The sequence below is a fragment of the Methanobrevibacter filiformis genome, assembly GCF_001639265.1.
Classification (GTDB): Archaea; Methanobacteriota; Methanobacteria; order Methanobacteriales; family Methanobacteriaceae; genus Methanacia; species Methanacia filiformis.
In genome coordinates this window covers 1-25,849 of record NZ_LWMT01000265.1, presented here as the reverse complement: position 1 = coordinate 25,849, position 25,849 = coordinate 1, and the positions used below count along the sequence as shown (strand labels likewise).

The 25,849-nt window shown below is 28.3% G+C and carries 32 protein-coding genes; 4 read left to right on the top strand and 28 right to left on the bottom strand.

Annotated features, from left to right (window positions below; translation table 11 throughout):
• Nucleotides 1-5: 5 nt before the first annotated feature.
• The 22 genes from MBFIL_RS08475 to MBFIL_RS08370 form a co-directional block, all read right to left on the bottom strand.
• Nucleotides 6-452 (bottom strand): 50S ribosomal protein L19e, encoded by a 447-nt coding sequence (locus MBFIL_RS08475; protein WP_066973528.1) that lies wholly within the window; start codon nt 450-452, stop codon nt 6-8.
• Nucleotides 453-879: 427 nt separating this feature from the next.
• Nucleotides 880-1,212, bottom strand: coding sequence for a 50S ribosomal protein L32e (locus MBFIL_RS08470; RefSeq protein ID WP_066973526.1), 333 nt, complete (start codon nt 1,210-1,212; stop codon nt 880-882).
• Nucleotides 1,213-1,235: 23 nt separating this feature from the next.
• Nucleotides 1,236-1,769, bottom strand: coding sequence for a 50S ribosomal protein L6 (locus tag MBFIL_RS08465; protein ID WP_066973524.1), 534 nt, complete (start codon nt 1,767-1,769; stop codon nt 1,236-1,238).
• 8 nt (nt 1,770-1,777) lie between these two features.
• Nucleotides 1,778-2,170, bottom strand: coding sequence for a 30S ribosomal protein S8 (locus tag MBFIL_RS08460; protein ID WP_066973522.1), 393 nt, complete (start codon nt 2,168-2,170; stop codon nt 1,778-1,780).
• 11 nt (nt 2,171-2,181) lie between these two features.
• A complete protein-coding gene (locus MBFIL_RS08455; protein WP_066973520.1) occupies nt 2,182-2,325 on the bottom strand; it encodes a 30S ribosomal protein S14 in 144 nt (47 codons plus the stop codon).
• A 9-nt stretch (nt 2,326-2,334) separates the two neighbouring features.
• The gene (locus MBFIL_RS08450) at nt 2,335-2,847 is read right to left on the bottom strand and encodes a 50S ribosomal protein L5 (protein ID WP_066973518.1); all 513 of its coding nucleotides are present in this window, start codon (nt 2,845-2,847) and stop codon (nt 2,335-2,337) included.
• Entirely contained in the window at nt 2,848-3,576 is a 729-nt protein-coding gene (locus MBFIL_RS08445) for a 30S ribosomal protein S4e (RefSeq protein ID WP_066973516.1), read from the bottom strand.
• Between the two features lies 1 nt (nt 3,577).
• Nucleotides 3,578-3,931 (bottom strand): 50S ribosomal protein L24, encoded by a 354-nt coding sequence (gene rplX / locus MBFIL_RS08440; protein WP_066973514.1) that lies wholly within the window; start codon nt 3,929-3,931, stop codon nt 3,578-3,580.
• 10 nt (nt 3,932-3,941) lie between these two features.
• Nucleotides 3,942-4,340 carry a 50S ribosomal protein L14 gene (locus MBFIL_RS08435; protein ID WP_066973512.1) on the bottom strand — a complete coding sequence of 133 codons (399 nt, stop codon included), beginning with the start codon at nt 4,338-4,340 and terminating at the stop codon, nt 3,942-3,944.
• On the bottom strand, nt 4,340-4,660 hold the full coding sequence (locus MBFIL_RS08430; protein ID WP_066973510.1) for a 30S ribosomal protein S17: 321 nt from the start codon (nt 4,658-4,660) through the stop codon (nt 4,340-4,342). The genes MBFIL_RS08435 and MBFIL_RS08430 overlap by 1 nt, the downstream gene beginning before the upstream one ends.
• Nucleotides 4,661-4,671: 11 nt before the next feature.
• Nucleotides 4,672-5,004 carry a ribonuclease P protein component 1 gene (locus MBFIL_RS08425; RefSeq protein WP_066973508.1) on the bottom strand — a complete coding sequence of 111 codons (333 nt, stop codon included), beginning with the start codon at nt 5,002-5,004 and terminating at the stop codon, nt 4,672-4,674.
• A gap of 138 nt (nt 5,005-5,142) precedes the next feature.
• On the bottom strand, nt 5,143-5,484 hold the full coding sequence (gene yciH, locus MBFIL_RS08420) for a stress response translation initiation inhibitor YciH (protein WP_066973506.1): 342 nt from the start codon (nt 5,482-5,484) through the stop codon (nt 5,143-5,145).
• Entirely contained in the window at nt 5,485-5,691 is a 207-nt protein-coding gene (gene rpmC / locus MBFIL_RS08415; protein WP_066973504.1) for a 50S ribosomal protein L29, read from the bottom strand.
• Nucleotides 5,692-5,818: 127 nt separating this feature from the next.
• On the bottom strand, nt 5,819-6,637 hold the full coding sequence (locus tag MBFIL_RS08410) for a 30S ribosomal protein S3 (RefSeq protein WP_066973502.1): 819 nt from the start codon (nt 6,635-6,637) through the stop codon (nt 5,819-5,821).
• A 2-nt stretch (nt 6,638-6,639) separates the two neighbouring features.
• Nucleotides 6,640-7,113, bottom strand: a complete 474-nt coding sequence (locus MBFIL_RS08405) for a 50S ribosomal protein L22 (RefSeq protein WP_066973500.1) — start codon at nt 7,111-7,113, stop codon at nt 6,640-6,642.
• Between the two features lie 13 nt (nt 7,114-7,126).
• Nucleotides 7,127-7,543: a 30S ribosomal protein S19 gene (gene rpsS, locus MBFIL_RS08400; protein ID WP_066973498.1), complete on the bottom strand. Its 417-nt coding sequence runs from the start codon at nt 7,541-7,543 to the stop codon at nt 7,127-7,129.
• A gap of 21 nt (nt 7,544-7,564) precedes the next feature.
• Complete coding sequence (locus MBFIL_RS08395; RefSeq protein ID WP_066973496.1) at nt 7,565-8,290, bottom strand: 50S ribosomal protein L2; 726 nt, start codon at nt 8,288-8,290, stop codon at nt 7,565-7,567.
• A 12-nt stretch (nt 8,291-8,302) separates the two neighbouring features.
• On the bottom strand, nt 8,303-8,563 hold the full coding sequence (locus MBFIL_RS08390; RefSeq protein WP_066973494.1) for a 50S ribosomal protein L23: 261 nt from the start codon (nt 8,561-8,563) through the stop codon (nt 8,303-8,305).
• 27 nt (nt 8,564-8,590) lie between these two features.
• Nucleotides 8,591-9,355: a 50S ribosomal protein L4 gene (gene rpl4p, locus MBFIL_RS08385; RefSeq protein ID WP_066973491.1), complete on the bottom strand. Its 765-nt coding sequence runs from the start codon at nt 9,353-9,355 to the stop codon at nt 8,591-8,593.
• A gap of 18 nt (nt 9,356-9,373) precedes the next feature.
• The gene (gene rpl3p, locus MBFIL_RS08380; protein WP_066973489.1) at nt 9,374-10,384 is read right to left on the bottom strand and encodes a 50S ribosomal protein L3; all 1,011 of its coding nucleotides are present in this window, start codon (nt 10,382-10,384) and stop codon (nt 9,374-9,376) included.
• A gap of 876 nt (nt 10,385-11,260) precedes the next feature.
• On the bottom strand, nt 11,261-12,079 hold the full coding sequence (locus MBFIL_RS08375) for a putative RNA uridine N3 methyltransferase (protein WP_066973487.1): 819 nt from the start codon (nt 12,077-12,079) through the stop codon (nt 11,261-11,263).
• 293 nt (nt 12,080-12,372) lie between these two features.
• Nucleotides 12,373-13,059, bottom strand: a complete 687-nt coding sequence (locus MBFIL_RS08370) for an METTL5 family protein (protein WP_394328422.1) — start codon at nt 13,057-13,059, stop codon at nt 12,373-12,375.
• 517 nt (nt 13,060-13,576) lie between these two features.
• Between MBFIL_RS08370 and MBFIL_RS08365 the strand changes: the two genes are divergently transcribed.
• Nucleotides 13,577-15,061: an acetyl-CoA carboxylase biotin carboxylase subunit gene (locus MBFIL_RS08365; RefSeq protein ID WP_066973485.1), complete on the top strand. Its 1,485-nt coding sequence runs from the start codon at nt 13,577-13,579 to the stop codon at nt 15,059-15,061.
• 309 nt (nt 15,062-15,370) lie between these two features.
• Nucleotides 15,371-16,282, top strand: a complete 912-nt coding sequence (locus tag MBFIL_RS08360; protein WP_066973484.1) for a biotin--[acetyl-CoA-carboxylase] ligase — start codon at nt 15,371-15,373, stop codon at nt 16,280-16,282.
• A gap of 216 nt (nt 16,283-16,498) precedes the next feature.
• On the opposite strand, the gene MBFIL_RS08355 is transcribed toward MBFIL_RS08360, so the two are convergent.
• From MBFIL_RS08355 to MBFIL_RS08340, 4 genes are all read right to left on the bottom strand, one after another.
• On the bottom strand, nt 16,499-16,828 hold the full coding sequence (locus MBFIL_RS08355) for a PRC-barrel domain-containing protein (RefSeq protein WP_066973482.1): 330 nt from the start codon (nt 16,826-16,828) through the stop codon (nt 16,499-16,501).
• 235 nt (nt 16,829-17,063) lie between these two features.
• The gene (locus MBFIL_RS08350) at nt 17,064-18,239 is read right to left on the bottom strand and encodes a TIGR03576 family pyridoxal phosphate-dependent enzyme (protein WP_066973480.1); all 1,176 of its coding nucleotides are present in this window, start codon (nt 18,237-18,239) and stop codon (nt 17,064-17,066) included.
• 240 nt (nt 18,240-18,479) lie between these two features.
• Nucleotides 18,480-18,794 carry a hypothetical protein gene (locus MBFIL_RS08345; protein WP_066973478.1) on the bottom strand — a complete coding sequence of 105 codons (315 nt, stop codon included), beginning with the start codon at nt 18,792-18,794 and terminating at the stop codon, nt 18,480-18,482.
• Between the two features lie 461 nt (nt 18,795-19,255).
• A complete protein-coding gene (locus tag MBFIL_RS08340) occupies nt 19,256-19,831 on the bottom strand; it encodes a FumA C-terminus/TtdB family hydratase beta subunit (protein ID WP_066973476.1) in 576 nt (191 codons plus the stop codon).
• A 440-nt stretch (nt 19,832-20,271) separates the two neighbouring features.
• On the opposite strand from MBFIL_RS08340, the gene MBFIL_RS08335 reads away from it, so the two are divergent.
• The gene (locus MBFIL_RS08335) at nt 20,272-22,122 is read left to right on the top strand and encodes a DUF2070 family protein (RefSeq protein WP_066973474.1); all 1,851 of its coding nucleotides are present in this window, start codon (nt 20,272-20,274) and stop codon (nt 22,120-22,122) included.
• Nucleotides 22,123-22,269: 147 nt separating this feature from the next.
• Here the strand turns inward: MBFIL_RS08335 and MBFIL_RS08330 are convergent, their stop codons facing one another.
• Entirely contained in the window at nt 22,270-22,560 is a 291-nt protein-coding gene (locus tag MBFIL_RS08330; RefSeq protein WP_066973472.1) for an EMC6-like membrane protein, read from the bottom strand.
• Between the two features lie 356 nt (nt 22,561-22,916).
• On the opposite strand from MBFIL_RS08330, the gene rqcH reads away from it, so the two are divergent.
• Complete coding sequence (rqcH, locus tag MBFIL_RS08325) at nt 22,917-25,013, top strand: ribosome rescue protein RqcH (RefSeq protein ID WP_066973470.1); 2,097 nt, start codon at nt 22,917-22,919, stop codon at nt 25,011-25,013.
• A 119-nt stretch (nt 25,014-25,132) separates the two neighbouring features.
• Here the strand turns inward: rqcH and MBFIL_RS08320 are convergent, their stop codons facing one another.
• Complete coding sequence (locus tag MBFIL_RS08320; protein ID WP_066973468.1) at nt 25,133-25,489, bottom strand: OapC/ArvC family zinc-ribbon domain-containing protein; 357 nt, start codon at nt 25,487-25,489, stop codon at nt 25,133-25,135.
• Nucleotides 25,490-25,849 lie beyond the last annotated feature (360 nt).

Genomic DNA, 25,849 nt, shown 5'->3' with positions numbered 1-25,849 from the left:
AACTCCTATTTAATCAAGTCATGATCCCTTGCATAGGTTTTCATGTATGATTTACTTCTAAAGGCACCACCCTTAGCCATTCTGTACAATTTTCTGTAAGTGGTAGGGTCTATTTCATTATTAGTACGCATAGATTTTAAATCTTTCCTTAAAGCTCTGATTGTAGTCATCCAAGCTTTCTTTTTAGGTGTACGAGCCTTTTTAGCTCCTTTAACACTACCTCTACCTTTTCTTTTCCCTTTTCTCTTCTGCTCAGCTAATTTTTTTGACCTGTAACTACTTATACCAGTTTTAGGCTTAGCTTTTATAATACCTTGATTTATTAGCTGCTTTATATTTCCTCTTGTAATAGCTCGTGATACTTCTTCTGATTCATTGGGATCTATCCATACCCGGTTAACCCCTACTTTAAGCACACTCGCAGCTAATCTTTTTTGAGTAGTAAGATTCATAATAAACCTCCATTTAATTAATAAACTTATTTTAAACAAGTCCCCTATTTCCAATATTATATTTTTGTAATATATATCAGAAATTATGATAAATAACATCTTAAGGCAGATAGCTATTCTATAATAGCTGTTTAAAATAGCTATTTTATCATATTATATTAATGACTAATTAAATACCACATATTGCATAATTACATTTTAATGTTCTAAAATTTCAAACCCTTGAATAATAATTTATTCTTGTCATTAATACTAATTATTAAATTATTGTAATTATTAAATATTGTATTGATAAAAGTTTAATTAAACTTTATTTAATAAGTATTTTAATCAAGTTACTTTAATTTAAATATCTTTAATAAGTATTTTAACTAAATTACTTTAATTTAAATATCTTTAATAAGTATTTTAACTAAATTACTTTAATTTAAATATTTTTATTTAATATCTTAATTCCAAGTTCAGATGCTTTTTTAAGCATTTCAACTTTTTTTCTTTTACCAATAGTAGCACTTATTCTTCCAGCATCAGTTGCAGGATCTAACTTTTCTAAATCTTGCATATTACATACTAGTATATCTTTATAGCCAGAAGGATGAAGACCTCTAATATCACGAGGAGTTCTGTATCCTATAGAAGGCATATCAGGTTTGCCTGCTTCATATCTCCTCATTTTACTAGTTTTTCCTCTTGGACGTCTCCATTTTACTCCAAGTTTTTTATACCTAGCATATTCTTGTCGTTTAAACTTCTTTTTCATATAAATCACCAAATAGCTAAATATCAGTTTTTACTAACTAAATATATTCCATCTTGGAATACTCTTGGGTCTCTTCCTTTAATTTTTGTAGCTTGTTCTAAATTAGCCATTGTTTGACCAACATCTTCTTTGTTAATACCAGTGATGGTAACTTCATCACCTTTAACATTAACTTTAGCACCACCTACAACATTAGCAGTCCTAGGATGTCTTTCACCAAGGAAATTATCAATAACTACTTTATTTCCATTTACTTTAACAGTCATTGGAAAATGAGCAAAGACAATTTTCATGTGATAAGTAAATCCTTCAGTTACACCAGTTATCATATTAGTTAAATGAGCTCTGGTAGTACCAATCATGGATTTATCTTTTTTCTTAGGAAAATTTGTGGTTAGAACAAGTTTATCTTCGATTTGTTCCAGAGAAATACTTGGATAATTAAAAGTCCTGGAAATTTCGCCTTTAGGACCTTTGACTTTTACATCTTTATCAATTATAACATCAACATCATCCGGAACTTCAATTTCTTCAATAATATTAGCACTTAAAACCATAATATCACTTAATACATGTAAGCCAGCAAACGACCCCCAATTCCCTTCTCTTTTGCCTCATAATGAGTCATGATTCCTTCAGGAGTTGTCACGATTAAAATTCCGAAATTTTCTGCTGGTAAATATCTTTTCTCGAATTTTTCAAATTCATCTTTCTTAACAGAATGACGAGGTTTAATAACACCACATTGATTGATGTTACCACCAAGTTCAACAAAGAACTTTCCTGCTTTTCCATCATCCACATATTCAAACTCACCAATGTAATTTTCTTTTTGCATTGTGCTTAAAACTTCCCCAATTAAATTTGAGGCAGGATTGATGTAACAGGAGTCATTGACCTGTAATTCATTATTTCTTATATTTGTAAGAGCATTAGCAAGAGGATCCATAAGAGTCATATTAAACACCTCTAATTATATTTTTTAAATCCTATTTTAGGAGCAACTTCTCTAAAACATTGTCTGCAAAGCATAAGCCCATACCTACTAATCATAGCAGAGTGGTCACCACACCTACTACATTTTTTAGCTGCTTTCCCGTATTTTCTTGGCAATATATCACCTTATTCTTTATCAATTTCAATTTCAAAAGTATCTTCCATAAAACCAATGGTTTCTTCTTTAGTAACAGTATGTTTACTTGGAATTCTTTTTCTTTGAATTTTTCTACGTTTAATTCTATACCCTGGTTTTTCAAAGGTTATAGAAACATTAAGACCAAAAATACCTATATCTGGATCATATTTAATTCCAGGCATATCAATATGTTCTGCTATACCAAAAGAAACATTTCCTTGAGCATCAAATTGTTTTTCATTTAAATGATTACCAATACCATCTAAAACTAATTTTATAGCATCATATGCTTTTTGACCTCTGAGAGTTACTTTACATGCAATAGGTTGGTGTTTTCTAATACCCCACTCAGGATTAGTTACTTTAGAGAAAGTTTTTACTGGTTGTTGACCAGTTAAATTAGTTAAAAGGTTGATTGCACGAGATAATCTTTCTCCAGCATCACCAACACCAATATTTAAAGTAGCTTTCGCTATAGTTACTTGTTCCATTGGATTCATCTATTTACCTCCAGGAAGAGAAATAACAGGTTCATCACTACCAATAACAAAAGCATAATCTTTTAATGTAATGAAAGTGTCTTTCTTATCATTTTCAATTACAACAGTGTTTGGTTTAGATGAATCATTAATAACTATATCATTAATTTTTCCAATTTCACCAGTATGTTTACCACCAGTAACTAAAACAAGAGATCCTTTGCTAAATTCATAAACTTCAGCGATTTCTTGATCTGGAACTTTTAAACTAATAACATCTCCAGCAGATATATCTTCTTCAGTAGTAACATTCCGACCATCATGAAGATTTAATTGATTCTTACCTTCTTTGATAGTTGTTTTGTTAATAACTTTACATAATTTAAAATTTGCATTTTCATCTGGAATATTGTGAAGAGTTAATCTACCTTTTGCATCAGGAAGAACTCTGTATGTACCTTCAGTTTTTGGAATTTGAATAACATCCATAAATCCAACAGGGAATTTATAGTCTTTACGAGCTCTTCCATCAACTAAAACATTTCCAGTATTTATGATTCTTTTAGCTTCTCTAGAATTATCTGATAATTTTAAAATATCCCTAATAACCACAAGCAATGGTAAAGAATATTCAATAGCATGAGAACCTGCAGCAGGTTTGACTGTCCATTTATCGACTTTAGGATGAATTGGCCAGGTTCTAGGTGCTTTGAATCTTTTTAAATGCTTTCTTGATCCCATATTTGCCATATTATTCCTTCCTCTCAATAAGTTTATATCTCATATCGTCTTTCATATCTGCTTCAATAAGTACAAGATTAGATGGATGAATAGGTACAAACACTGGAGTACTATCAACTTTATTAATAGTTACTCCTTCAATGTAAACTTTATAGTTTTTACTGTCTATACTTTCTACTTTACCTTTAGTGTCTTTGAAGTCACCACGAACAATTTCAACAGTGTCTCCAATTTTAATTGGTAAAGATCTTCTACCATAATCTTCTCGTAATTTTTCACTTAAGCTTACACCCATCATTTTCCGACGTGTATGTTTAGGTGCAGTGTATAAAAATTTCCTTTGTTTTCTTGGTTGTTTTGACATTAAATCACCTTTAAATCAAGATACTTGCTGCACTACCAACACTTGGCCATTTATCTGCTGCTTCCTTAGCAACAGGACCCCTTATTTCAGAACCTTTAAGAACACCTTCTGGAGAGATAATAACTGCAGCATTATCTTCAAACTTAACACGCAATCCATCAGCACGACGATATTCTTTTTTTTGTCTTACAACAACTGCATTGACAACTTCTCTTCTCATATCAGCAGTTCCTTTTTTAACAGACGCAACAATGATATCTCCAACACCTGCAACATCCAATCTTCTACGAACTCCTTTAAATCCTTTAACAGATATGATTTCGATTTCACGAGCTCCAGTATTGTCAACACATTGTAAATTAGCTCCAATAGGTAATGCTTTAGAAACATTAGATGTTATTGCCTTCATTATTCATCACCTTTAACTTCAACTAAAACAAAGTGTTTGGTCTTACTTAAAGGTCGACATTCTGCTACTTTAACAGTATCTCCCACATTTACACTAAGACAATCAGGTTTATGTACACTAATTTTTGATTTTCTTTTTTCATATCTTTCATATTTCTTTATGAACTTGTAAAAACTTCTTTCCACCGTAATTGTCCTTTCTGCTTTATTACTAGAGACAATTCCTTCAAGAATTTGCCCCCTAACAGGCAAATTTCCATGAAAAGGGCAGTTAGGATCATTACATTCAGTTTCTGGTTCTTGGACATTAAGACCAACCATACTATCACCAACTAAACTTTTTTATATTTCTTTTTTATTCTATCTTCAGGACGATTAACTAAAATTTTCCCATCAATTTCAACCCATTCACCATTTGGAAGTTTAAAATGGAAGACAGATATATCTTTGGAGATTATTTTTTCTGAAACTATTCTCTTCCCTGAAATTATTTTCTCTAAAGATTTACCATAACTCAAATTAGACTCTAATTTAATAGTTAAGGTTTTTTTAGTTTCATCTATAACATATCCACATAAACCTATAATGGAGTTGTTTTTACTATAAACAACTTCAAGATATAATCCAATTAATTCATGGCGAAAAATATTTTCTGAAGTTATCATAGTAATCTTTGGTTAAAATTATTTATGATTATTATGCTATTTGAATAGCTTAACAATTGCATAGATAATATTTCAATAAATGTAAATTATCCTTAGAGTCTTAAAATTACATTCTAGAAACTTAACTAAGCACGACAATTATCTCCTTTTTCTTCTATTAAACTTCTTATCAGCATCACGAATTTCAATAGTATCTGAAGAGAAACCAATATCAGATAAAACTTCTTTAACTTTTCGTTTATGATCTCCTTGAAGTTCAATTTGACCTTTTTTGGCAGTACCTCCGCAGGCACACCGAGCTTTCAATTCTTTAGTAAGCTCTTTAATGTCAATGTCATGTTCGTCAATACCTTCTACAATTGTCATAAGTTTTCCAAATCGTCTTCTAACTGTGAATACCTTGACAGTTTGAACTTCTCTTGCAATTTCTTCACAAACACAAAGTTCTTCTGGAAGACCGCATACATCACAAATTTTCATTTAGTTCTCCTTCTGTTTTTGACTCATAATTGTTAAAACACGAGCGATAGTTCTTTTAAGTTCTCTAATTTTGCCAGGGTTTTCATTAACACCTGCAGCAGCACTTTTAGAAACGTTTTTAGCCAATTCTACTTTGAGTTCATCCAATTTTTCTCGAATATCCTCAATTTCCATTTCCCAAAGTTCTTTACTTCTTAAAATTGCCATTATTATTCAACCTTGATTATATTAAATTGAATTCAAAGATAGCTATTTTGAATTATTAATATCATTATTCCGCAAAATTAAATTAATGCATTTAAATTAAGACATGAATAAATGATAAGAATCTGAATCATTCTTCAGATTCTGTTTTAGAATCATTTGAATCTTCTAAAACTTCTTCTTCAATAGCATCTTCAAGATTTTCAAGTTCTTCAGCTTCATCCTCAATTTCGTCTAATTCCTCAATAACATCTTCAATTTCTTCAGTTAGAGTTTCCACATCTTCAGAGATAGCTATATCTTCAGAGATAGCTACATTTTCAGAAACAGTTTCTTCTTCAGATGTTTCTTCAATTACTGGAGGGTAGATGTCAACCTTATCAGGTAAGACTGCATCAGGAGGCATAATTCTTACAAAAACACCTAAAACACCTGGTTTTAACTGAACTGTAGCAAATCCTTCCTTAACAAAGCGTATTGAAGGTTCACCACATTTTTTAATGTATCCTTCAACAAATTTTGCTGTTGCAGAACGAGACCCTCTGATTTTACCAGATATTGTAACTTCTACACCTTGTGCTCCAGAACCCATGATTCTACGAATAGTAGAATATGCTACTCTTCTAAAATGCATTCCTCTTTGTAACATTGAAGCAATTTTAGAAGCCATGATTTTTGGATTAAGTTCAGGAACATCTACCTCTTTAACTTCAACTTGAGGATTATCAAGATCAAAATTGTTTTTAAGAGTTTGAGTAATAGAACGAACTGTTTTTCCACCACGACCAATAACCATTCCTGGTCTTTCAGCATATACAACAATCATGGTTCCAAGAGGACTAACTTGAACATCCATTCCACCATATCCAGCTCTTTCAAGCTTGCTTTCAAGATATTCATCGATTTTTGTTCTTTTAAGACCTTCTGTAACAAAATCTTTTTCTATCATAATTAATCCTCTCCTAAAACAATTTGTACATGAGTTGTAGGAGTATTGAATGGAGTTGCTCTACCAAAAGCTCTTGGACGACCACCAGGTATGATTTTACCTCGATGGCTAGATATATGAGATATTACAAGATTTTCAGAATCTAGACCATGGTATTCAGCATTAGCTTCAGCATTGTTAAGAACTTTTAAAATTTGAGTAGCTGCTTTAACAGGATATCTACCACTTGAAGTACCTTTAAGACCTTTCCTATGACCTACTTTTTTGTTATGCCTTTTAAATGGAATAGGCTTTTTTAATTCTATTACTTCATTTAAATAGTTTTTAGCTTTTTCTACTTCCATACCACGTAATTCTCTACAAATTTCATAAGAATGTTTTGGAGAAATTACAAGAGATCTGCCCATTGCACGTGCAATTTTAGAATCTTCCTTAGAATTTTCTTTTTCATTATAAGCATATTTAACTTTTGACATCTTAAAAATCTCCTTACTTAAGTGGTACGAACATAGATGATCTTGTAGCTCCCATACCTGGGTCTCCATGCTGAACTTTTTGTCTTGTAGGTGCAAATTCACCAAAGTAAGAACCTATCATTTCAGGAGTAAACTCTACTTCAACAAACACTTTACCATTGTATATGCCAAATATAGTGCCAACCATTTCTGGAAGGACTATCATGTCCCTACAATGAGTTTTAATGACTATAGGTTTCCCACTTTTGTTTTTATCCTCATTCTTTTTTAATTTTCTCATTTTATCAAGAACAATTTGTTGTCTTGGTAAAAATCCTCTTTTTAAAGATCTTCTTTGCCTTGAAGGTAATAATTTTATTAAATCTTCTAAAGACATTTCCTTTAATTCTTCTATTGTATACCCGTGATACTTAAAAATTTTTCTTGCCAATAAGTCACCTCCTAGTGTAAATTATCTTCTTCTTCCTGTTCTTCTTGCTGCAATAGAACCAACCTTCCTTCCTGGAGGAGCATGTCTTGAAACAGTAGTTGGTCGACCAGGGTGTTGTCTATTACCTCCACCGTGAGGGTGATCAATAGCGTTCATTGCAACTCCTCTAACAGTCATTGATTTCTTACCTTTAGCTTTAAAAGCATGCCATCTAAGACCTGCTTTAAGGAATGGTTTTTCTTTTCTTCCTCCGCCAGCTACAACACCTATACTTGCACGGCATGCAGAGTTAAAAGTTTTTAATTCACCAGAAGGTAACTCTATAACTGTTTTACCTACATCATGTGTAATTAAAGAAGCATAAGTTCCAGAAGACCTTACAAATCGTCCACCATCACCAGGTCTGTTTTCTATATTGTATACAGGAGTACCTTCAGGAATTTCCGCAAGAGGCAAAGTATTTCCAAAGCTAATTGGAGCAGAAATACCACAGGCTATATCATCCCCAACTTGAATACTTTCTGGAGCTAATATATACCTTTTCTCACCATTATCAAATTTAACATTTGCAATAGGTGCAGTTCTTCCAGGATCGTGAATAATTTCAATAACTTTTCCTTTTAAGCTTCCTTCTTTTTCTAAAGCATCATAAACCCTATATTGGATTTTATCTTTAAATCTGTGAGAAGCACTACGATATGTTGGGGTTCCTCTACCACGTCTTTGGTGTATTAATCGTTTTCCCATTAAAAATCCCCCTTAGAATACTCCTATACGAACAGCAATATCTTCAGCTTTGTTTTCTTCAGCAAGCTTTATATAAGCAACTTTAATCCCTTTAGAAGTAATATGAGTATTTACTCTAACAACTTCTTCTTCAAAAAGTTTTTCAAAAGCTCTTTGAATAGCTGCCTTCTTACTTTGCCTAAGAACAACAAAAGCAAGTTCATTATTCTGATCAATTAGATTCATAGTTTTCTCAGTAACATGAGGTTTTATAATAACTGCATATGGATCCATAAATTTCACCTTCTAAATCATTCCAGATTATTGGAATAATCCTCCCAACATCTCAATAGCAGATTTAGTAAAAACAGTTAAACGTCCAGGGTGAGTTCCAGGAGCCAATAATTCAGTATTTAAATTATTAGCAGCAACAATATCAACACCAGCATGGTTTCTAGCACCTAAACCAATACCCTGATCTTTTGCTACAACAATTAAAGGTCCTTTAGTAGTTTTATATTTTCTACCTCTTAGTTTACCTTTACCTGCTCTGATTTTCTTTCCACTTTTTGCTCTAATAACATCATCATAAATACCTAAAGTTTTGAAGATTTCTCTAGTTTCTTTAGCTGTTTTAATAGAGGCTAATTCATCATCTACCACTAAAGGTATTTGAGGAATATTTTCTATTTTATGACCTCTTTTTGCAACTATATCTTTATTTACAACTGCTGCAAGAGCTGATCTGATAGCGAATCTTCTTTCCTTTTTATTGATTTTTTCATGATGATTTTTCGCAGCTCTAGGTGGGTGAGCTCTTCTACCACCAATAGCTTGTGGAATAAAAGCTGCTTTAGAACCATTTTTAATTCTTGGAACCATAGCTGCACCCCTACCTGAACCCCAAGATTCAGCAGAAGTTCTCTTACCTGCCATAGGATCAGTTCCCCATGGTTGTACTCTCGCTGTTTGTGAAGATATAACAGCTCTTTTGATAAGATCTGGTCTAAAGGCTTCATTGAAAATAGCTGGAAGTTCAACTTCTTCTTTGACTTCTCCTTTTATTGAATAAACATTAACTTTCATTACAATCACTTTTTATGTTTAAACGCCTTGTTTAGACTTAGTACTTATGTGATTAATTTGAGGTGCATCATTAGATTTACCATGTGCCCTAATAGCTTTCCTGAGAATAATTAATCTTTTACTTGGACCTGGAAGAGATCCTTTAACTAAAATGAAATCATTTTTAACAAGCCCATACTTTATGAATCCACCATCTGGATTAACTAAATCAACTTCAGAAACATCCCCGATTTTCAATATTTTCTTATTAACTTCGGTTCTTTTATGATATCCCATTTGTCCAGCTTGTGCAACAGTCCACATAGTTCTTGATGGAGTCCATGGTCCAATAGAACCAACATGTCTTCCTTTACTACTTCTAGCAGCTTTACCATATTGAATTCTAATACCGAATCGTTTAACTGGTCCTTGGAAACCTTTACCTTTTGTAGTAGCAATAGAATCTACAACTTGCCCTTCAGAGAAAACATCATTTGCTTTAACTTCTTGACCAAGTAGTTCAATAGCTGCATTTAATTGTTCTTCAGGAGTTTTTCCACCAATACCAGATTCAAATATTTCAGGTTTTTTCTTAGGTATACTGACTAACTTTGGATTAGTGTGAATTAAAAGTCTAACTTCTTCAATATTTTCTAATTCACCTTGTATGTTTGCAATAGCTTTAGATTTATCGTAATCCTTAGGAAGAGAAATCTTCCTTGAAAGTTCACTATCTAAATTATCTGCAAGAACCTCAGTAATAACTTTTAATCCATAAGTTGTTTTTTCGTATGCTCTTACACCCATTACCACAATAGGGGGTGCTTCTAAGACAGTTACAGGTGTGAAAATTTCCATGCCAAAAGTTGGAGAGTTTTTATCATTGTCCACAAGCATAACATGAGTCATGCCCACTTTATATCCAGAAAAACCTAAAAGCTTTGGCTCATCTTCTACAGGCCATGATTTAATTCTAGGGGTTTCCTTAGCAGCTCTTTTTCTAGGACTAAATGCAACTGATCCTTTCCTTGGCTGATGATGTCTTGCCATTAATTTACCTCCTTATTATTTAAATTTATTAAATTTCCATTAATTAATTAATGTGAATTACACTTCAAAATTATTAAATCAAACTACTAAATTAAACACTGAACTACTGAAATTTAATATTTAATCAATACAATATTAAATATAAATGTAGTTTAAATGCAAATTAGCATGAAATTCATAACTCTCAAGTTTAATTAAAGATATTCTTAAATAAGAATATATATTTCTTAAATAAGAATATATATTTAAATTAAACACGTAATAGATACAAATACTCTATTAAATGCGAATTAAATTTTTAAATCATGTTTAACCAATTAGTTAGTTCAAAAAATGACATAACATGGCGAATAAATTATTATCAAACATGAATAGGAAATATATGGTAACATAAGAAACTAAACAAAATAATTATTGAAAATAATCAATAAATTAACAATTATTTGCTAAATATTCTCTTAATTAAACCATATCTTATTAAACAATACTATTAAATCAAAATATCTATTAAGAATTTAAGTTATAATAAAATAGCTAATTAATAATAGAAATATGAATTATTAAATGAAACTCAAAGTAAATCCTTTAAAATAACATTTATTGAAAATAATAGCATTATCAATGAGACTGAATGTAATAGTACACTGTAACTATTTTATAAATGATTTACACTTTATAAATGATTTTACAAATAATCACATCAAATTAAAATATATAACCCAATATCACTCATTAAAATTACATCATAATAGCTAAAAACATGATAATACTGCAATACCCTAATAAATATCACAATAAGATCATTATAAATTATTGTAAATAATTATAAATTATTGTAAATAATTATAAATTATTCAAGCAACATTAAGCATAAATTTAAAGATTTAAGACGTTAAATATAGATAAAGTTGAATAAATTGCCTCTTCAGTCCTTACAGTTTTAGCCCCTTGTAATGGAACAAAATTTATGCTAAGTAAGTCCCATGAAGGATCATCCATATTTTCAGCGATACCTGAATAAGGACCTCCAAATAATATAGCAACATTATTAGAATCCTTTACCTTAGATTTTAATTCATTAAAAATAGTATTTATTTCCTCTCCAAACCTTGTAGTTTCAATTACAAGTTGAGGTTTAATTAATTTTAAGCTATTTTTAAGAGTTTTGTGGGTAGATAAAGTCTTATACCCCCAGTACATGTCATCTGGTTCATCAGGTGTGACAATTATCTCTTTAGCAAACTTAGTAACCTTAAAACTAAATATTTTATTGACACTAAGTTGTTCTTTGCAAAAAACTAACTCATCAATACCAATATCTACATAAGTCCCCTTTTTATTTCGTTTAACTGTAAAACCTTGCCTATAATCACCAACTTCAGGAACATCTGTTGGATGATGAGGAGTTCTTAAAGGAGGAAGTATCCCTACATGCTTAAGTTCCGATTTAATCGGAAAAGCTCGTTTACGAAGATATTGAGGACTATCCATATAATCAAGGATTTCAGCAATGAAATCACCTTCATTTGAATAATCTTTATTAGTAGAATTATCTTTATAAATAACTACCTGATTTACCCTAAAAATAGCTAATGCTCTTCCAATAAGACCAATTTTATTAGTCTTAAGTTTATAGTCACTAGTTTCCGAAAGTAATGAATCAGGAATAAATATTGATACCGTTTGTTTTTGCATTTAAAAATGTATATATTTATTTACATATAAACATTGTTATAGCTATCACTAATTAAATTACAAACACAGCATTATATCAATTATAATACTGGTAGCACAAGCTACGATTAAAATAATAATATAAATAATAGTATATAAATTTATATTATATATAAATTATATTTATAAAATTATATATAAATCTATTGTTTTTTGTAAAACTAATATTTTTTATAAAGCTATTATACTTACTATACTGAATTAATTATAAAGACCATAGATTAAAAAATGACAAAATTTCAAATAATGTGCCATTAATCTACAGATTCAACCCTTAATAATACCACGTCAATATTTTTAGATTCCATCTCATGAAATTTGTATATATTAGGTATTGGAAATTTATAATAAAATTTATGAGTTATTTCTCCACCTAAATCATTAAAATAATTAATAACAAAATTTTCACTAGATTTCATATGAAAAGAATAAGTTACTTCAGCTATTAAGCTAGCTAATTCCATAAAAGGACGATCAAGGTTTTTTTTAGATTTAAGTTGAGAGCCAAAGGGAGGATTTTGAATAACAGTATCAACATTATTAAAATAGCTACAGTTTTCATTTAAATTATTGTTTAAATATGAAAATACATTATCCATTATTTCCAACAGTACATTAACATCTTCAGTCAAAAAATGATAATTAGATATACCCATAATATTAGCTGTTTTTTTAGCTATTTCAATAGAATATTCATCTATATCCACACCAACAGCTTTTTTAGCTCCAAGAAGAAGTGAAGAGATTGCAAACATACCAGTCCCACACCCAAGATCTGCAATTTTTTTACCCCCGATATCTCCTAAATTAAAAGCATTCCATAAAACATCAGCAGCTATTGAAGCAGGAGTTGAATACTGTTCAAGCTCAACTTTAGGTTTAGGATGGGGAGGTATTGATTGAATAGCTATTTCCAAATGCTTTTTCTTAAAAATCGTCAATAAAATAAACTCCCTATTGAATTATATAAACTTAATTAAATCAAGCTAATATTTAACTTTTAAATATTAATTAAAATATCTATGTAAAATACAAAAAATATAATAAAATATTTAATTAATTAATAATATACTATTAAATTAATCAATATAGAATTTAACTTTAATTAATACTAACTTATATTTAATTAATACTGCATATTATTTTAATTATAATAATAATTAATTTTAATTAATACTGCAATATTATTTTAATTATAATAATAATTAATTTTAATTAATACTGCAATATTATTTTAATTATAAAATTAATTTTAATTAATACTAAATTATACTTAATTAATACTGCATATTATTTTAATTATTAATAATAATTAATTTTAATTAATACTAGATATATTTTAATTATAATAAAATTAATACTAGATATATTTTAATTATATTTAATATAAATTAATAAAAGTAGCTAATTAATGAATTTAACTTAATAATATATTAATAAACTTACTTGAGGGATTATATGTTTGAAAAAATATTAATTGCAAATAGAGGAGAAATAGCTATCAGAATAATGAGAGCATGTCGAGAATTAGATGTTAAAAGTGTTGCGATTTATTCTGATGCTGATAAAACTTCAATCTATACCAATTATGCTGATGAACATTACCCATTAGGAGATCCTTCACCATCAAAAAGCTATTTAAACATTGAAAAAATAATTGATATAGCTATTGACTCTGGAGCTGATGCAATACATCCAGGATACGGATTCTTAGCTGAAAATTCCAGATTTGGAAAAGAATGTGAAAAAAATGGAATTACATTAATTGGTCCAAAAGGTTCTGTAATTGAAGCAATGGGAGATAAAATTACATCAAAGAAAATGATGAGAAAAGCTGGAGTTCCTGTTGTTGAAGGAACTGATAAAGCAATATCTGATATTGATCAAGGCGTTAAAATTGCAGATAATATTGGATATCCAGTTATTGTTAAAGCTTCAGCAGGTGGTGGTGGAATTGGAATGCGCACTGCTTATGATGAAGAGGAATTAATAAAAGCAATCAAATCAACCCAGTCAGTAGCTTCAACAAATTTTGGAGATTCCACAGTATATATTGAGAAATATCTTGAAAAACCAAGACATATTGAATTTCAGATAATAGGTGATGAACATGGAAACACAATTCATGCTGCAGACAGAGAATGCTCAATCCAAAGAAGACATCAGAAGTTAATTGAAGAAGCCCCATCCCCAATAATGACCAAAGAATTAAGAAAAGAAATGGGTGACAGTGCTATTAAAGCAGCGGAGCATATTAATTATACAAATGCAGGCACTGTAGAATTCTTATATAATAAAGGAGAATACTATTTCCTTGAAATGAACACACGTATACAAGTAGAGCATCCTATTACTGAAATTATTACCAACATTGATTTAATCAAAGAACAAATAAAAATAGCTTCTGGTGCTGAACTCAGCTACACCCAAAAAGATGTGGTTGTTAGAGGTCATGCTATTGAATGTAGAATAAATGCCGAAGATCCTTTAAGTGATTTTATACCTGACCCTGGAAAAATCACAGCATACCGTTCACCAGGAGGTCCTGGAGTTCGTTTAGATAGTGGAGTTCATACAAACTATGTTATACCCCCATATTATGATTCTATGATTTCTAAGTTAATTACATGGGGAAAAAATAGAAATGAAGCTATTTGTAGAATGAAACGAGCTTTAAGTGAGTACATAATACTTGGAGTTGAAACAACAATTCCTTTCCATAAAGCAATTATGAGAAATCCTTATTTCCAAAATGCAGATCTTCATACCCATTTTGTAGACCAACATAAAAAAGGAATTGATGATGAAATGGAACAAGTGAGAAATGAAGATTTAGAGCGAATGAACCGTTTAAAATCCACATTTATGCCTGGAAAGAAAATAGCTGCAATTTCTGTAGCAGTTGGATCATATTTAAACACTGCACAAAATAATAAAAAATAAGTAGAGCCAAATTGATTACTTTAAAAGTTTATTGTTATTAAAACAATATAAAGTATAACTAACATAATATTATCTAGATAATATAATATCATCTAATTAGTATAAATTATTAAGATATTAATAATATATGTTATATATATCATGATATTTCCAAAGATTAGAAATAAAGATTAAGTAAAAATAAAATTAAATACTTAATTATAAATAAGATTAATTAAAAAAAAATTAAGAAATTTAAACATACTGAATAACTGAATATCAAATAAAAGTTGAAGCCATATGAAATTTATAATCCAATGAAGGGATCAAATGAATAAAGATATGTTAGAAATCCTATCTAAACATGAAGATAAAGTAACTAAATATGCAGATTCTATTTCAGATATTGATGAAAAAGAGGTTGCATTAATCATTAAAGAAATAGGTAACATCCACACCATAAAAGATAGTAATATAAAAGATTGTTTAAAAACTGAAACAATTGGGAAGGAAATTTTTTATTTTAAAGAAGTAAATTCTACAAATTCAGTTGCTAAGTTCTTAGCTAAAAATGGAACTGATGATGGTGCAGTCGTTTTATCAGAAGTTCAACTTAATGGAAAAGGAAGAAGAGGTAAAAAATGGGAATCTCCATCTGGAGGAGTCTGGCTATCAATTATATTGAAACCAAAAATTTCACCATCCAAAGCATCTTTAATAACCTTAGCAACAGGAGTAGTGGTAGCAAAAACCCTAAAAGCTATGGGAGTAGATGCTAAAATAAAATGGCCAAATGATATATTGATAAACAACAAGAAAGTTTGTGGAATACTTACAGAAGCCCATGCTAATTACAAAAGCGTGGATTATGTGATTGTGGGAATAGGGATCGATACAAATTTAAACCTAGACATATTACCTCCAATTATTAAAGAAGGAACAACTTCACTTAAAAAAGAACTTAAAAAAGACATTGATGACAATGAAATCATCTATACTTTTTTAAATGAATTTGAATTAATGTATGAAAAATTCCAGAAAGAAAAGTTTGAAGATATACTTAATGAATGGAGATTATTGACTCAAACAATTGGAAGTTATGTAGAAATAAAACAGCCTTTTGGAAAGATTTTAAAAGGTCATGCTGTTGGAATTACTAACAGTGGAGCACTTATTATTGAATCAGAAAATGGAGAACTAACAAAAGTTATTTCTGGAGAATGTGCAATAAAAACAAACTAAAAACAAAACAACAGATAAGAAATCATGTTGTTTACTAAATTCTATTTTTTGTAAGCATACAAGACAAACTTTTAAAAACGAGAAACTAAAGATTTCTCTAAATTTCCATCACAAAATAAAAGTTTGATCAATTTGTTTCATGAAATAAATTTGGGATAAAAAGGATTTTATAAAATTAAGCATTATTTTCTCAATTAATATTCATTATCAGCAATATTATATGTAGGTTGATTGTGAGTCTTCTTCTTTTGTTTTAACATTATTAATATCTACTATAACTATATCACCAATAGCTATTATATTATCATATTCAATGAAATAATTACTATTTTTTGAAATAGAGTTTTCTGACAAAGAGAACCAATGGTTTAAAACATCCACAATACTAAAATTGATAATTTCCTCTTCTTCTATAAGTTTATTATTTATCTGAATTTTAGATATTGTTCCAGTTCGCATATTAAGAACAATTTCTTTAATTAAACCAACATAAGTACCTTCAACTGTGTAAATAGCTAAACCTTTAAGTTTATCAATATTAATCATTTTCCCAATCCATTAGTAAATTCCTTGTGTTTAAAAATAAAATAAGTATAATTTATCCAAATTGAGTTATATACTAAATTATTTAATGTAAAATATATTGTTTAAGCTGCAGTAATATTATTGTTTTATTCAAAGTTGTAGCAATATACTATCAGCAATATTATATAATTTAATTAGTATTAATATTATTGCAACTAGTAGTTAATCAATACCTTATTAAATTTATAATTAAAGGTTATGAAAATAGAAGTTCCTCAGATTTATCATAATCATTCACTATTTCTAAAAAGCTATTAAATGAATTGAATATTTTATCTGCAAGTGTTTCCATCTTTAATTTTTCACAATCGTGGGAAGATAAATCAAAACGTATAGTTGGAGATGCTCCAGGCATTGAAACTGCAGGTATTGTAATGATTCCTTCATTTTTAAGTAAATTCATAGCTAATAAAAAGCAGCAATCCTTTGAAGATATGTTATCCAAGAGCCTATGAGATTTCAACTCATTTTTTAAGGATTCTTCAGATATCATTACTCCTGTAGGTGTTTCTTCAAAGACATTCCCTAAGGTTCCTGATGATTTATTGTTTAGCAAATTAATTAATTCCTGTTTCTTTTCTATGGAATTTTTAATGTTTTCACCATTAAATGATTTGAGCCCATTTACCATTGCTAGTATTGATGGAGGTTGTGCTTCCAGCCCAAATTGATGAGCTTTAGATTTTATTTTGTTTATTAATTCTTTTTTACCTGCCATTAATCCTCCACGAGGTCCGAACATTAATTTATCTGTACTTGTAACTACTAAATCTGCTCCAAGATCGATAGCTTTCTTTTGGTTAAACAATATAGTTCTAAGGCGTGCTCCAGAAGCATCATCTACAAAAACTGGAATTTTTCTCATTTTAGCCCGATTAATTACTTCTTTAAAAATATCTTCATCTATAACTTTATGATCCATTGTTGAACCAGTTATAATAATTAAAGAAGTGTTTTCAGGAATATGAAAATCATCTAAATTATCAAATTCGATGTAGTTTGCCCCTATTAACTTAGCACTCCTTGTAATTGAAGGATGAGCTGGAAACTCTGGAAGATAATGAATAATATAGCTATTTTCACAAACAAGTGATAAAATAGTTGCAAGAATCCCCGAACTTGTTCGATTAACTGCCAATACTTTTTCACCTCCAAGATGCTCTTTTCCAAGTGTTTCAAGTTCCTCTTCAAAAATAGCTGGACCAACATAAGTCTCTAAAAGATTTAAATCATTTTCACTAGCTATAAATCCTCCAGACAGACCAGTTAAATCATACAAATCTCGACGCCCCTTCTCATTTAAAATTGATTTAATTATTTTAAATGATGATTCGCGTTTTTTTACTTCATCTTGAGAATTTTTAATAAGCATAATATCCACTTTTAGCATAATACAAAATTATAACATACATATGATAAATTAACAATAAAAACACAAATATACAACGAACCATGAAAATATAAAAACAACTAATAAAAATTGAACAAAATTAAATAAAAAATATTTATAAAAAATTAAAAAAATATTTATAAATAAATTACAATAATAAAAAGTTTTAAAATAATTAAGAAAAATGTATGAATAATCAAAAATGAAGCCATATAATGAAAATTATTCTAATTTAAATCCATTTCCAAAAACATCCCTTATTACATCAAGATCTTTATCAGATACAGGAATAGATGTAACTTCTTCCCCTTGATTATAAGAGTATTCTGCATCAATAATTTTACCTTCAATAGTAGTATAAAATATAACACTATCTCCTTCTTCTTCAGGCTTTTTTGAAGGCAAATATATTTCTACTGAAGCTCCAAGCTGATCAAAAAATTTCTCTTTTTCTTCCTCACTTTTTAATACTTTTTTTAGTTTTCTTATTCTTGATTTAAATTTCTTTTCTGCTAATTCATTAATATCTCCAGCCATACTATCACCAAAATGTTTTATTTACATTAAATAATCCAACGAGCCAATCCGTCAATGAAAAAATCATCAAACAAATGAATATAATAAATTATATTATATAAACTATCTAAACTATATTATTTTAGTAAACTAATTATTTAAGTATTAAAAAGTTATTACTTAGTTTAATTATTAATTTAAATATTAATTAGTTTAATTAGTTATGAATTTTAAGTTTAAATTAATAGAAGTTTATAAATTTGTATTTTAGATAATTATAGATAATTTTAAATTCAATAATTCTTTTAATATCCTATCATATATAAATCTTTATAATTTTATTAATATTAATCTATAAAATTATTAAAAGAACACTAAGTTTTGAAATATTTAACTACATTAAAAATAAATTCAAGATGAAATCACTGTATAATAAAAAACAAGTAAGAAAAATAGTTAAATTCGCTTAAATAATGAAATAGCTATTTAAAAAGACTATTACCTTTAGAATCCATAGCTATTATCAAAGGACCGAAATTTTCAACGGTTAAATCCCAAATAGCTTCAGGAATACCCAAATCTAGCCAATAAACATTATTAATCTTTTTTATAGAATCAACATAAAGTGCAGCACATCCTCCAACAGCCACAGCATAAACAGCATTATTTCGTTTCAACGCTTCTGCAACATTATTATCCATACCACCTTTACCAATGATTATTTTAGCTCCATTATCAATAACTTTAGTTTCGTAAGGATTCATACGCATACTTGTTGTTGGACCAATAGCTACTACTTTAAATTGACTTTGAAAATCTAATTTATCATTAGTTCCTGTGTTAATAAAATTTTTTTTCTTTATTATGGGACCTGCATGAAAAATAGCTGAACCCTTTAAATCAAAAGGAGATCCTTCTTCAATAATACGTTTATGAGCTTGATCTCTTGCTGTGAATATTTTTCCAGATATGAAAACAACATCTCCTGCTCTTAAATCATTTATCACATTTAAATGATCAAGCGGAGTTTTTAAATATTTAATATTTTCACGACCCATAGTAACCACTTCTAAATAACTAATAATTAAATAAGTAATATGGATTAATATTATGAAATACACACTTGAATATTATAAATATAGATTTACACTATTTGTATATTACAATTATATCATAATCCCATAAATCAATGAAATTATTATTAAAATTCATTATTAAATATTAATTAAGTATCAAAATTAGTTAAATAAATTAGATAAAGTTATTATTTCCTATAAACTTTATTATTATAAATTTCCAAACTAAGTTTAGATGAAAATTTTAGATAAATGAAAATTTTAGATAATTAAGTAAGATATAATAATATATAATAAAATATAATGTATTATATAGTATGTTAGTTTTTAAAATATATTAACTGTTTCTATTGTAAAATGAAATATTTATTTTTAAAATCGTGAAACCATATTTTTATTTAAGCCATATATGAGGTTAATTAATGTCAAGTATGAGTAGTGTGGCAGGATTGTCAAAATACCTAAAAACTTTACCTAATACAAAAATATCAACATTCAGTATGATATTTATCAGTTTTATTGCTGGAACAATTGTGTTTCTTATAGATCCTACTTCAAAAATCAGTTTTTTAGAAAAAATAATATATGGTGGAACATTTGGGTTTGGACTTTTAGGCATAAGCTCAATAATGAGTGGAGCAATTGTTCAACAATGGGTTAGTTCAATGAAAGGAATAAATCTTAAAAATAAACATTCAATGTTTCTTTCACTGCTTTCAATGATAATATTAGCTATAATAATGATTATTGGAGCAATAATAAGTGCAATATTTAAAATAGACCTCATAATAAACTCTATTATTTTTGGATCTGTTTTAATCTATGCATTCATAATACTTGTTTTATGGAGTACTTCAAGTATTGGCTTTTTCAAATCAGGAATTGTTGCATGTTTTCAACCAATTTTAACCATATGCATGCTTATTGTTATTACAGTTTTAGGCTATGCAGGAAAAATACCTCAATTTGGAATTATTTCACTTTTATTAAAGGTCATAATAGCTAATATAATTTTTGGTTTAGCCATTTTCTCATTTATTAAGGTAATAGAATCCCCATTGAAGAAAAATTTAGGAATTGGACTTTTAGAACTATTAAGTCTTTTTATAGCCCATATTAACGATGGATCAAACTCTGTTGAAAAATTATTTGAAGAAATCGGTGAACCTATTGATACTTTAGTTGGAATTATTAGTTTTAAAGTTAAAGATAAAGAAAAAAACACAAATACAAAAAACAATGCTGATGAAATAAAAACATTATTTATAAGCCCATGCGTCCATCCTGGACCACTTGGAGTAATTGGTGGGGCAAATATGCCATCAATTTTACCTGAAAGATTTAATAACTTTACAATGGTTGCCCATGGTCCATCCACCCATGATTTTAATCCTGTTTCATCAAAAGAAATCGATAAAATAGAATCTACTGTAAAAGAAGGAATTGAAGAAATTGAATACAGTGAAAATGCAAGTAAATTCATAAGATACAGTGAAAAGAAAGCAAAAATAGGAGTTCAATTCTTTAACGACAGTATGATTTTATTAAGTACATTTGCACCCCACGGTAGTGACGATATTGAATTTGGAATTGGTTTATCAATGATGCTTGAAAGTAAAGCAAAATATAATGTTAAAAATAGTATTATTGTAGATTGTCATAATTCCTTTGATGAAGAAAGCGGAAGAGTACTTCCAGGAAATCCCGAAGTCTTTCAAATGTTAGATGCAATAAATAAGATTAAAAAAGAAGAACAAAATTCTGGAATTAAAGTAGGGTGCCATAGCAACTTAATGAAAACATTAAATAAACATAATGGTGTTGGAGATACTGGAGTTAAAGTTATGGTTATCGAAGTTCAAAATCAAAGAACTGGTTATATCCTATTTGACTCAAATAATATGAAAAGAGGATTTAGAGAAAAAATAATAAAAGAAATAGAAGATTTAGATTTAAATGAAGTAGAAGTCATGACAACAGATACACATTCAGTAAACACCCTCTCAAATGGATATAATCCAATAGGTCTTAGTGAACAAGATAAAATAATAGAATATACAAAAGATACTGTAAAAAAAGCTATAGACGATTTAGAACCAGTCGAAGCAGGAGCAATTGTAAAAAGAATAAGAAATATAAACACATTCGGTCCAAATAACTCAATTGAACTTGTCTCAACAATAAGTTCTATTGTTGCAGTAAGTAAAATAACAGCACCATTAATATTTATATTAGCTATTATACTAGTATTTATTTGGATATTCTATTTATAGGATTAACTAAATCCTAAAGAGAAAATAGCTATTATATATAATGAATTAAAGAGGTAGAGAAAAAGTAAACATGAAAAAATTGAAAAATAAAGAAAAAGTAATCAAGATTTTTCATGCCATCATACATAAATTGTTAGTGATATGTTATTAAAAAGGTCCTAAATAATTAAAGAGAAGAGTCCAAACAACAAACCATACAAGTCCAAATGGAATTATACCATCACTTAACCATCTTCTAAATCCACCGACTTCTTCTTTTCCAAATATCCTTTCACACAACTGCCCAACAACATATAAAACAACTAATCCTATTAAAGAAGCAAAAACCATATTTTCTCCAAAAAAGCTAAGCCACCCTAATGAAAGAGCTGCAGAGGCAATAGAGGCTAAAATAGCTGCTACAACATGTATTAAACATACTTTAAGACCTGTCTCCATAAATATTCTCCATAATTAACTAATAAATCCATGATTTAGACATTGATTTCGCAAAATAAAAAAATTTTGCAAAATCTCATCAAAATCAATTATAATCAACTTTAATGTTAAAAGGATTTTGAAAAAATTTTTTAGTTTAAAAATCTTTGATTTTTAAGCTCAGAAAAATCGAAGATTTCTCGCTATTTTTTCTAAATCAACATTTTAAATTAATAAAAAATGTTATGTATATATGTAATTTAAAAACTATAATATATAAATTAAATTATTTTTATTAATGTATTATTACAATTACTACTTTATTAATTTATTATTATCCCATAAATTATTAATTATTTTAAATAACAGGTGTTTTAATGAAAACTATGTCCAATGTAGATATATTTACAGTATGTTATGAATTAAATGAACTTTTAAAAGGAGCAAGAGTGGATAAATCATTCCAACCAACTAAAGACACTGTTATTATGAGATTCCATGTAGCTGGAACTGGAAGAGTTGATGTAGTTTTCCAGGCAGGAATTAGAACACACACAACACAGTATCCTCTTGACAATCCAACAATTCCACCATCATTTCCTATGCTTCTTAGAAAGAAACTAAAAGGAGCTAATGTTGTATCCATTAAACAACATCATTTTGATAGAATCATAGAAATAACAATGCAAAAGGCAGAAACATATACATTAATCATTGAACTATTCTCAAAAGGAAATATTATACTTCTGGATCAGGATAAAAACATAATCTCTCCATTAAAAAGAAAACATTGGAGTGACAGAGACATAAGTTCTAAAAAAGAATATAAATATCCTCCAAAAAAAGGAATAAATCCTCTTGAAGTTGAAAAAGAAGAATTAAAAGAGCTTTTAAAAAATTCAGAGGAGGATTTAGTTAGAACACTTGCAAAAAATGGATTTGGAAGTGTTTATTCTGAAGAAATTATTTTAAAAACAAATATTGATAAAAAAACACCAAGCTCACAATTAACTGATGATGAAATAGTTATTGTATATGAATCACTAATCAATACATTTGAACCATTAAAAAAACATGAATTTAAACCTAATATTATATTAGAAGATAAAAAACTTGTTGAAGATAAAAAATTTGAAAATGATGAAAAAAATAATGAAAATGAAGAAGATAATGAAGACAATGAAAAAAATAATGAAGATAAGGATAAAATAGCTGAAAAAGATGTATTACCTATTGATTTAAAACTTTACACTGAATATAAAAAGGAATATTTTGATAATTTCAATCACGCAGCTGATGAATTTTTCTCAGAAAAAGTTAAAAAAGTTATTACATCAGAACAAGAAACAACATGGAATAAAAAAGTAAAAAAATATAGTAAACGATTGAAACTCCAGACAGACACATTAGATGGATTTGGAAAAACAATTGAGGTTTCTAAAAAGAAAGGTGAATTATTATATACTAATTACTCCCAAGTCGAAAATATATTAAATGTTATACATAATGCTCGTTTAAAAGAATATTCATGGATAGAAATAGGTAGAATATTTAAAAAAGCTAGAAAAGATTCTATAGGTGATGCTAAAATTGTAGAATCTGTAGATAAACTTGGAAATGTGGTGTTGGATATTGAAGATATTAAAATAGCTATTGATAGTAAAAAATCTATTCCAGAAAATGCTGAATTATTTTATGAAAAAGCTAAAAAAGCTAAAAGAAAAATCAAAGGTGCGAAAATAGCTATTGAAAACACAAAAAAACAGCTAGCAGAAATGGAAGCTAAAAAAGAAATAGCTATGAAAAAAATTATGGTTCCACAAAAAAGAATTAAAAAAGAACTAAAATGGTTTGAAAAACTTAGATGGTTTTTAAGTTCAGATGACCATTTAGTTATTGGTGGACGAGATGCAAACACAAATGAAACCATAGTTCGGAAATATTTAGATAATAATGACATTTATTTGCATGCAGATATACATGGCGCACCATCAATAGCTATTAAAACTCAAGGTGATGAAATAGATGAGAATACTCTTAAAGAATCTTGTGTCTTTGCAGCATCATTTTCAACTGCTTGGTCAAAAGGTTACGGAACACAAGATGTATATTGGGTTCATCCAGACCAAGTTTCAAAAACACCAGAAAGTGGAGAGTTTGTAGCAAAAGGTGCATTCATAATTAGAGGAAAAAGAAATTACATCAGAGGATCAAATTTAAAAATAGCTATTGGAATTGTAGATTACGAAGGACCGAGAATAATGGCAGGACCAATTGATGCAATAAAAAAACATTGTGAAGAATATGTAATTATAAAACCTGGTTATGATAAAAAAGAAAAAATAGCTAAAGAAATTTTACATAAAATAAATAAAGATAATATACTTACACTTGATGATGTTGTAAGAGTTCTACCATCTGGAAAATGTGAAATAGTTAAGGAACCAACATATAAAAAAAGAATAAATAAATAAAAGATCATGCACAAGAAAGTAAATAAAGTAAATAAAGTAAATAAAGTAAATAAAGTAAGGATATTAAAAAATTAATAAATAAAAATTATTAAAATTAATTTAAATTTGCATAGATTTAGCTATTTCTCACTAATGTCTTTTCTACCTTTTTTAAGGAGAGCATTAATATTTATTGCATAATTACCTTCACTATCTGAAAATACTTCAGGTTCGCCATCTAACATGTGTTTTATGTTTAATTGATAAACTCCCCTATCCTCTACTTTCACACTTTCAATAGAACTTTCATTAATGAATTCATCTAATTCTCTCTTATTAACCTTATTATTAATTTTATTAGTAATTGTACTCTTTGTTTTTGTTTTAGTTATTGATTCTTTATTTACAAATTTAAAATATTTACTGCCACATTTAGGACATCCATTAAGAACATCTTCCCCATGTAACTCCGTACCACAGTTATTACATACATTCAATTATATCACCAGTTTTCAGCAGCTCAAATTATTATCAAGAAATTTAAGTAATAAAACAAATACCATTAAATGATTAGCTCATTAAAGAATAGTATTTATTATATTAGTTGTAATACTATATAAAGATTAGATATATTATCCAATATATCTATTTAAAAACCATATTATGGATAAATCATTGAATAAACAATTAATATATAGTATGATACCTATTTTTTGACAATATATTCATCTATCCAATTTTCGACAAAAGATATTTCATCAACTAATTCGTAGTATAATTTAACCACTTCCTTTTTTAGGTATTCAATATCTGGAATGGGGTTTCTATGTAGTATATTTTTCATAGTTCTCCATAGT

Coding starts and splice junctions, on each gene's coding strand:
- MBFIL_RS08340 (WP_066973476.1), bottom strand. CDS start 19,831: ATGGGTCGTGAAAATATTAAATATTTAAAAACTCCGCTTGATCATTTA.
- MBFIL_RS08335 (WP_066973474.1), top strand. CDS start 20,272: ATGTCAAGTATGAGTAGTGTGGCAGGATTGTCAAAATACCTAAAAACT.
- rqcH (WP_066973470.1), top strand. CDS start 22,917: ATGAAAACTATGTCCAATGTAGATATATTTACAGTATGTTATGAATTA.
- MBFIL_RS08360 (WP_066973484.1), top strand. CDS start 15,371: ATGAATAAAGATATGTTAGAAATCCTATCTAAACATGAAGATAAAGTA.
- MBFIL_RS08345 (WP_066973478.1), bottom strand. CDS start 18,794: ATGGCTGGAGATATTAATGAATTAGCAGAAAAGAAATTTAAATCAAGA.
- MBFIL_RS08445 (WP_066973516.1), bottom strand. CDS start 3,576: ATGGCAAATATGGGATCAAGAAAGCATTTAAAAAGATTCAAAGCACCT.
- MBFIL_RS08450 (WP_066973518.1), bottom strand. CDS start 2,847: ATGAATCCAATGGAACAAGTAACTATAGCGAAAGCTACTTTAAATATT.
- MBFIL_RS08395 (WP_066973496.1), bottom strand. CDS start 8,290: ATGGGAAAACGATTAATACACCAAAGACGTGGTAGAGGAACCCCAACA.
- MBFIL_RS08470 (WP_066973526.1), bottom strand. CDS start 1,212: ATGAAAAAGAAGTTTAAACGACAAGAATATGCTAGGTATAAAAAACTT.
- MBFIL_RS08375 (WP_066973487.1), bottom strand. CDS start 12,079: ATGCAAAAACAAACGGTATCAATATTTATTCCTGATTCATTACTTTCG.
- MBFIL_RS08350 (WP_066973480.1), bottom strand. CDS start 18,239: ATGCTTATTAAAAATTCTCAAGATGAAGTAAAAAAACGCGAATCATCA.
- MBFIL_RS08405 (WP_066973500.1), bottom strand. CDS start 7,113: ATGTCAAAAGTTAAATATGCTTATAATGAAAAAGAAAATTCTAAGGAA.
- MBFIL_RS08365 (WP_066973485.1), top strand. CDS start 13,577: ATGTTTGAAAAAATATTAATTGCAAATAGAGGAGAAATAGCTATCAGA.
- MBFIL_RS08355 (WP_066973482.1), bottom strand. CDS start 16,828: ATGATTAATATTGATAAACTTAAAGGTTTAGCTATTTACACAGTTGAA.
- MBFIL_RS08390 (WP_066973494.1), bottom strand. CDS start 8,563: ATGGATCCATATGCAGTTATTATAAAACCTCATGTTACTGAGAAAACT.
- MBFIL_RS08475 (WP_066973528.1), bottom strand. CDS start 452: ATGAATCTTACTACTCAAAAAAGATTAGCTGCGAGTGTGCTTAAAGTA.
- MBFIL_RS08465 (WP_066973524.1), bottom strand. CDS start 1,769: ATGGTTTTAAGTGCTAATATTATTGAAGAAATTGAAGTTCCGGATGAT.
- MBFIL_RS08410 (WP_066973502.1), bottom strand. CDS start 6,637: ATGATAGAAAAAGATTTTGTTACAGAAGGTCTTAAAAGAACAAAAATC.
- yciH (WP_066973506.1), bottom strand. CDS start 5,484: ATGAAAATTTGTGATGTATGCGGTCTTCCAGAAGAACTTTGTGTTTGT.
- rpl3p (WP_066973489.1), bottom strand. CDS start 10,384: ATGGCAAGACATCATCAGCCAAGGAAAGGATCAGTTGCATTTAGTCCT.
- MBFIL_RS08330 (WP_066973472.1), bottom strand. CDS start 22,560: ATGGAGACAGGTCTTAAAGTATGTTTAATACATGTTGTAGCAGCTATT.
- rpmC (WP_066973504.1), bottom strand. CDS start 5,691: ATGGCAATTTTAAGAAGTAAAGAACTTTGGGAAATGGAAATTGAGGAT.
- MBFIL_RS08435 (WP_066973512.1), bottom strand. CDS start 4,340: ATGAAGGCAATAACATCTAATGTTTCTAAAGCATTACCTATTGGAGCT.
- MBFIL_RS08460 (WP_066973522.1), bottom strand. CDS start 2,170: ATGACTCTTATGGATCCTCTTGCTAATGCTCTTACAAATATAAGAAAT.
- MBFIL_RS08430 (WP_066973510.1), bottom strand. CDS start 4,660: ATGGTTGGTCTTAATGTCCAAGAACCAGAAACTGAATGTAATGATCCT.
- rpl4p (WP_066973491.1), bottom strand. CDS start 9,355: ATGAAAGTTAATGTTTATTCAATAAAAGGAGAAGTCAAAGAAGAAGTT.
- rplX (WP_066973514.1), bottom strand. CDS start 3,931: ATGTCAAAACAACCAAGAAAACAAAGGAAATTTTTATACACTGCACCT.
- MBFIL_RS08425 (WP_066973508.1), bottom strand. CDS start 5,004: ATGATAACTTCAGAAAATATTTTTCGCCATGAATTAATTGGATTATAT.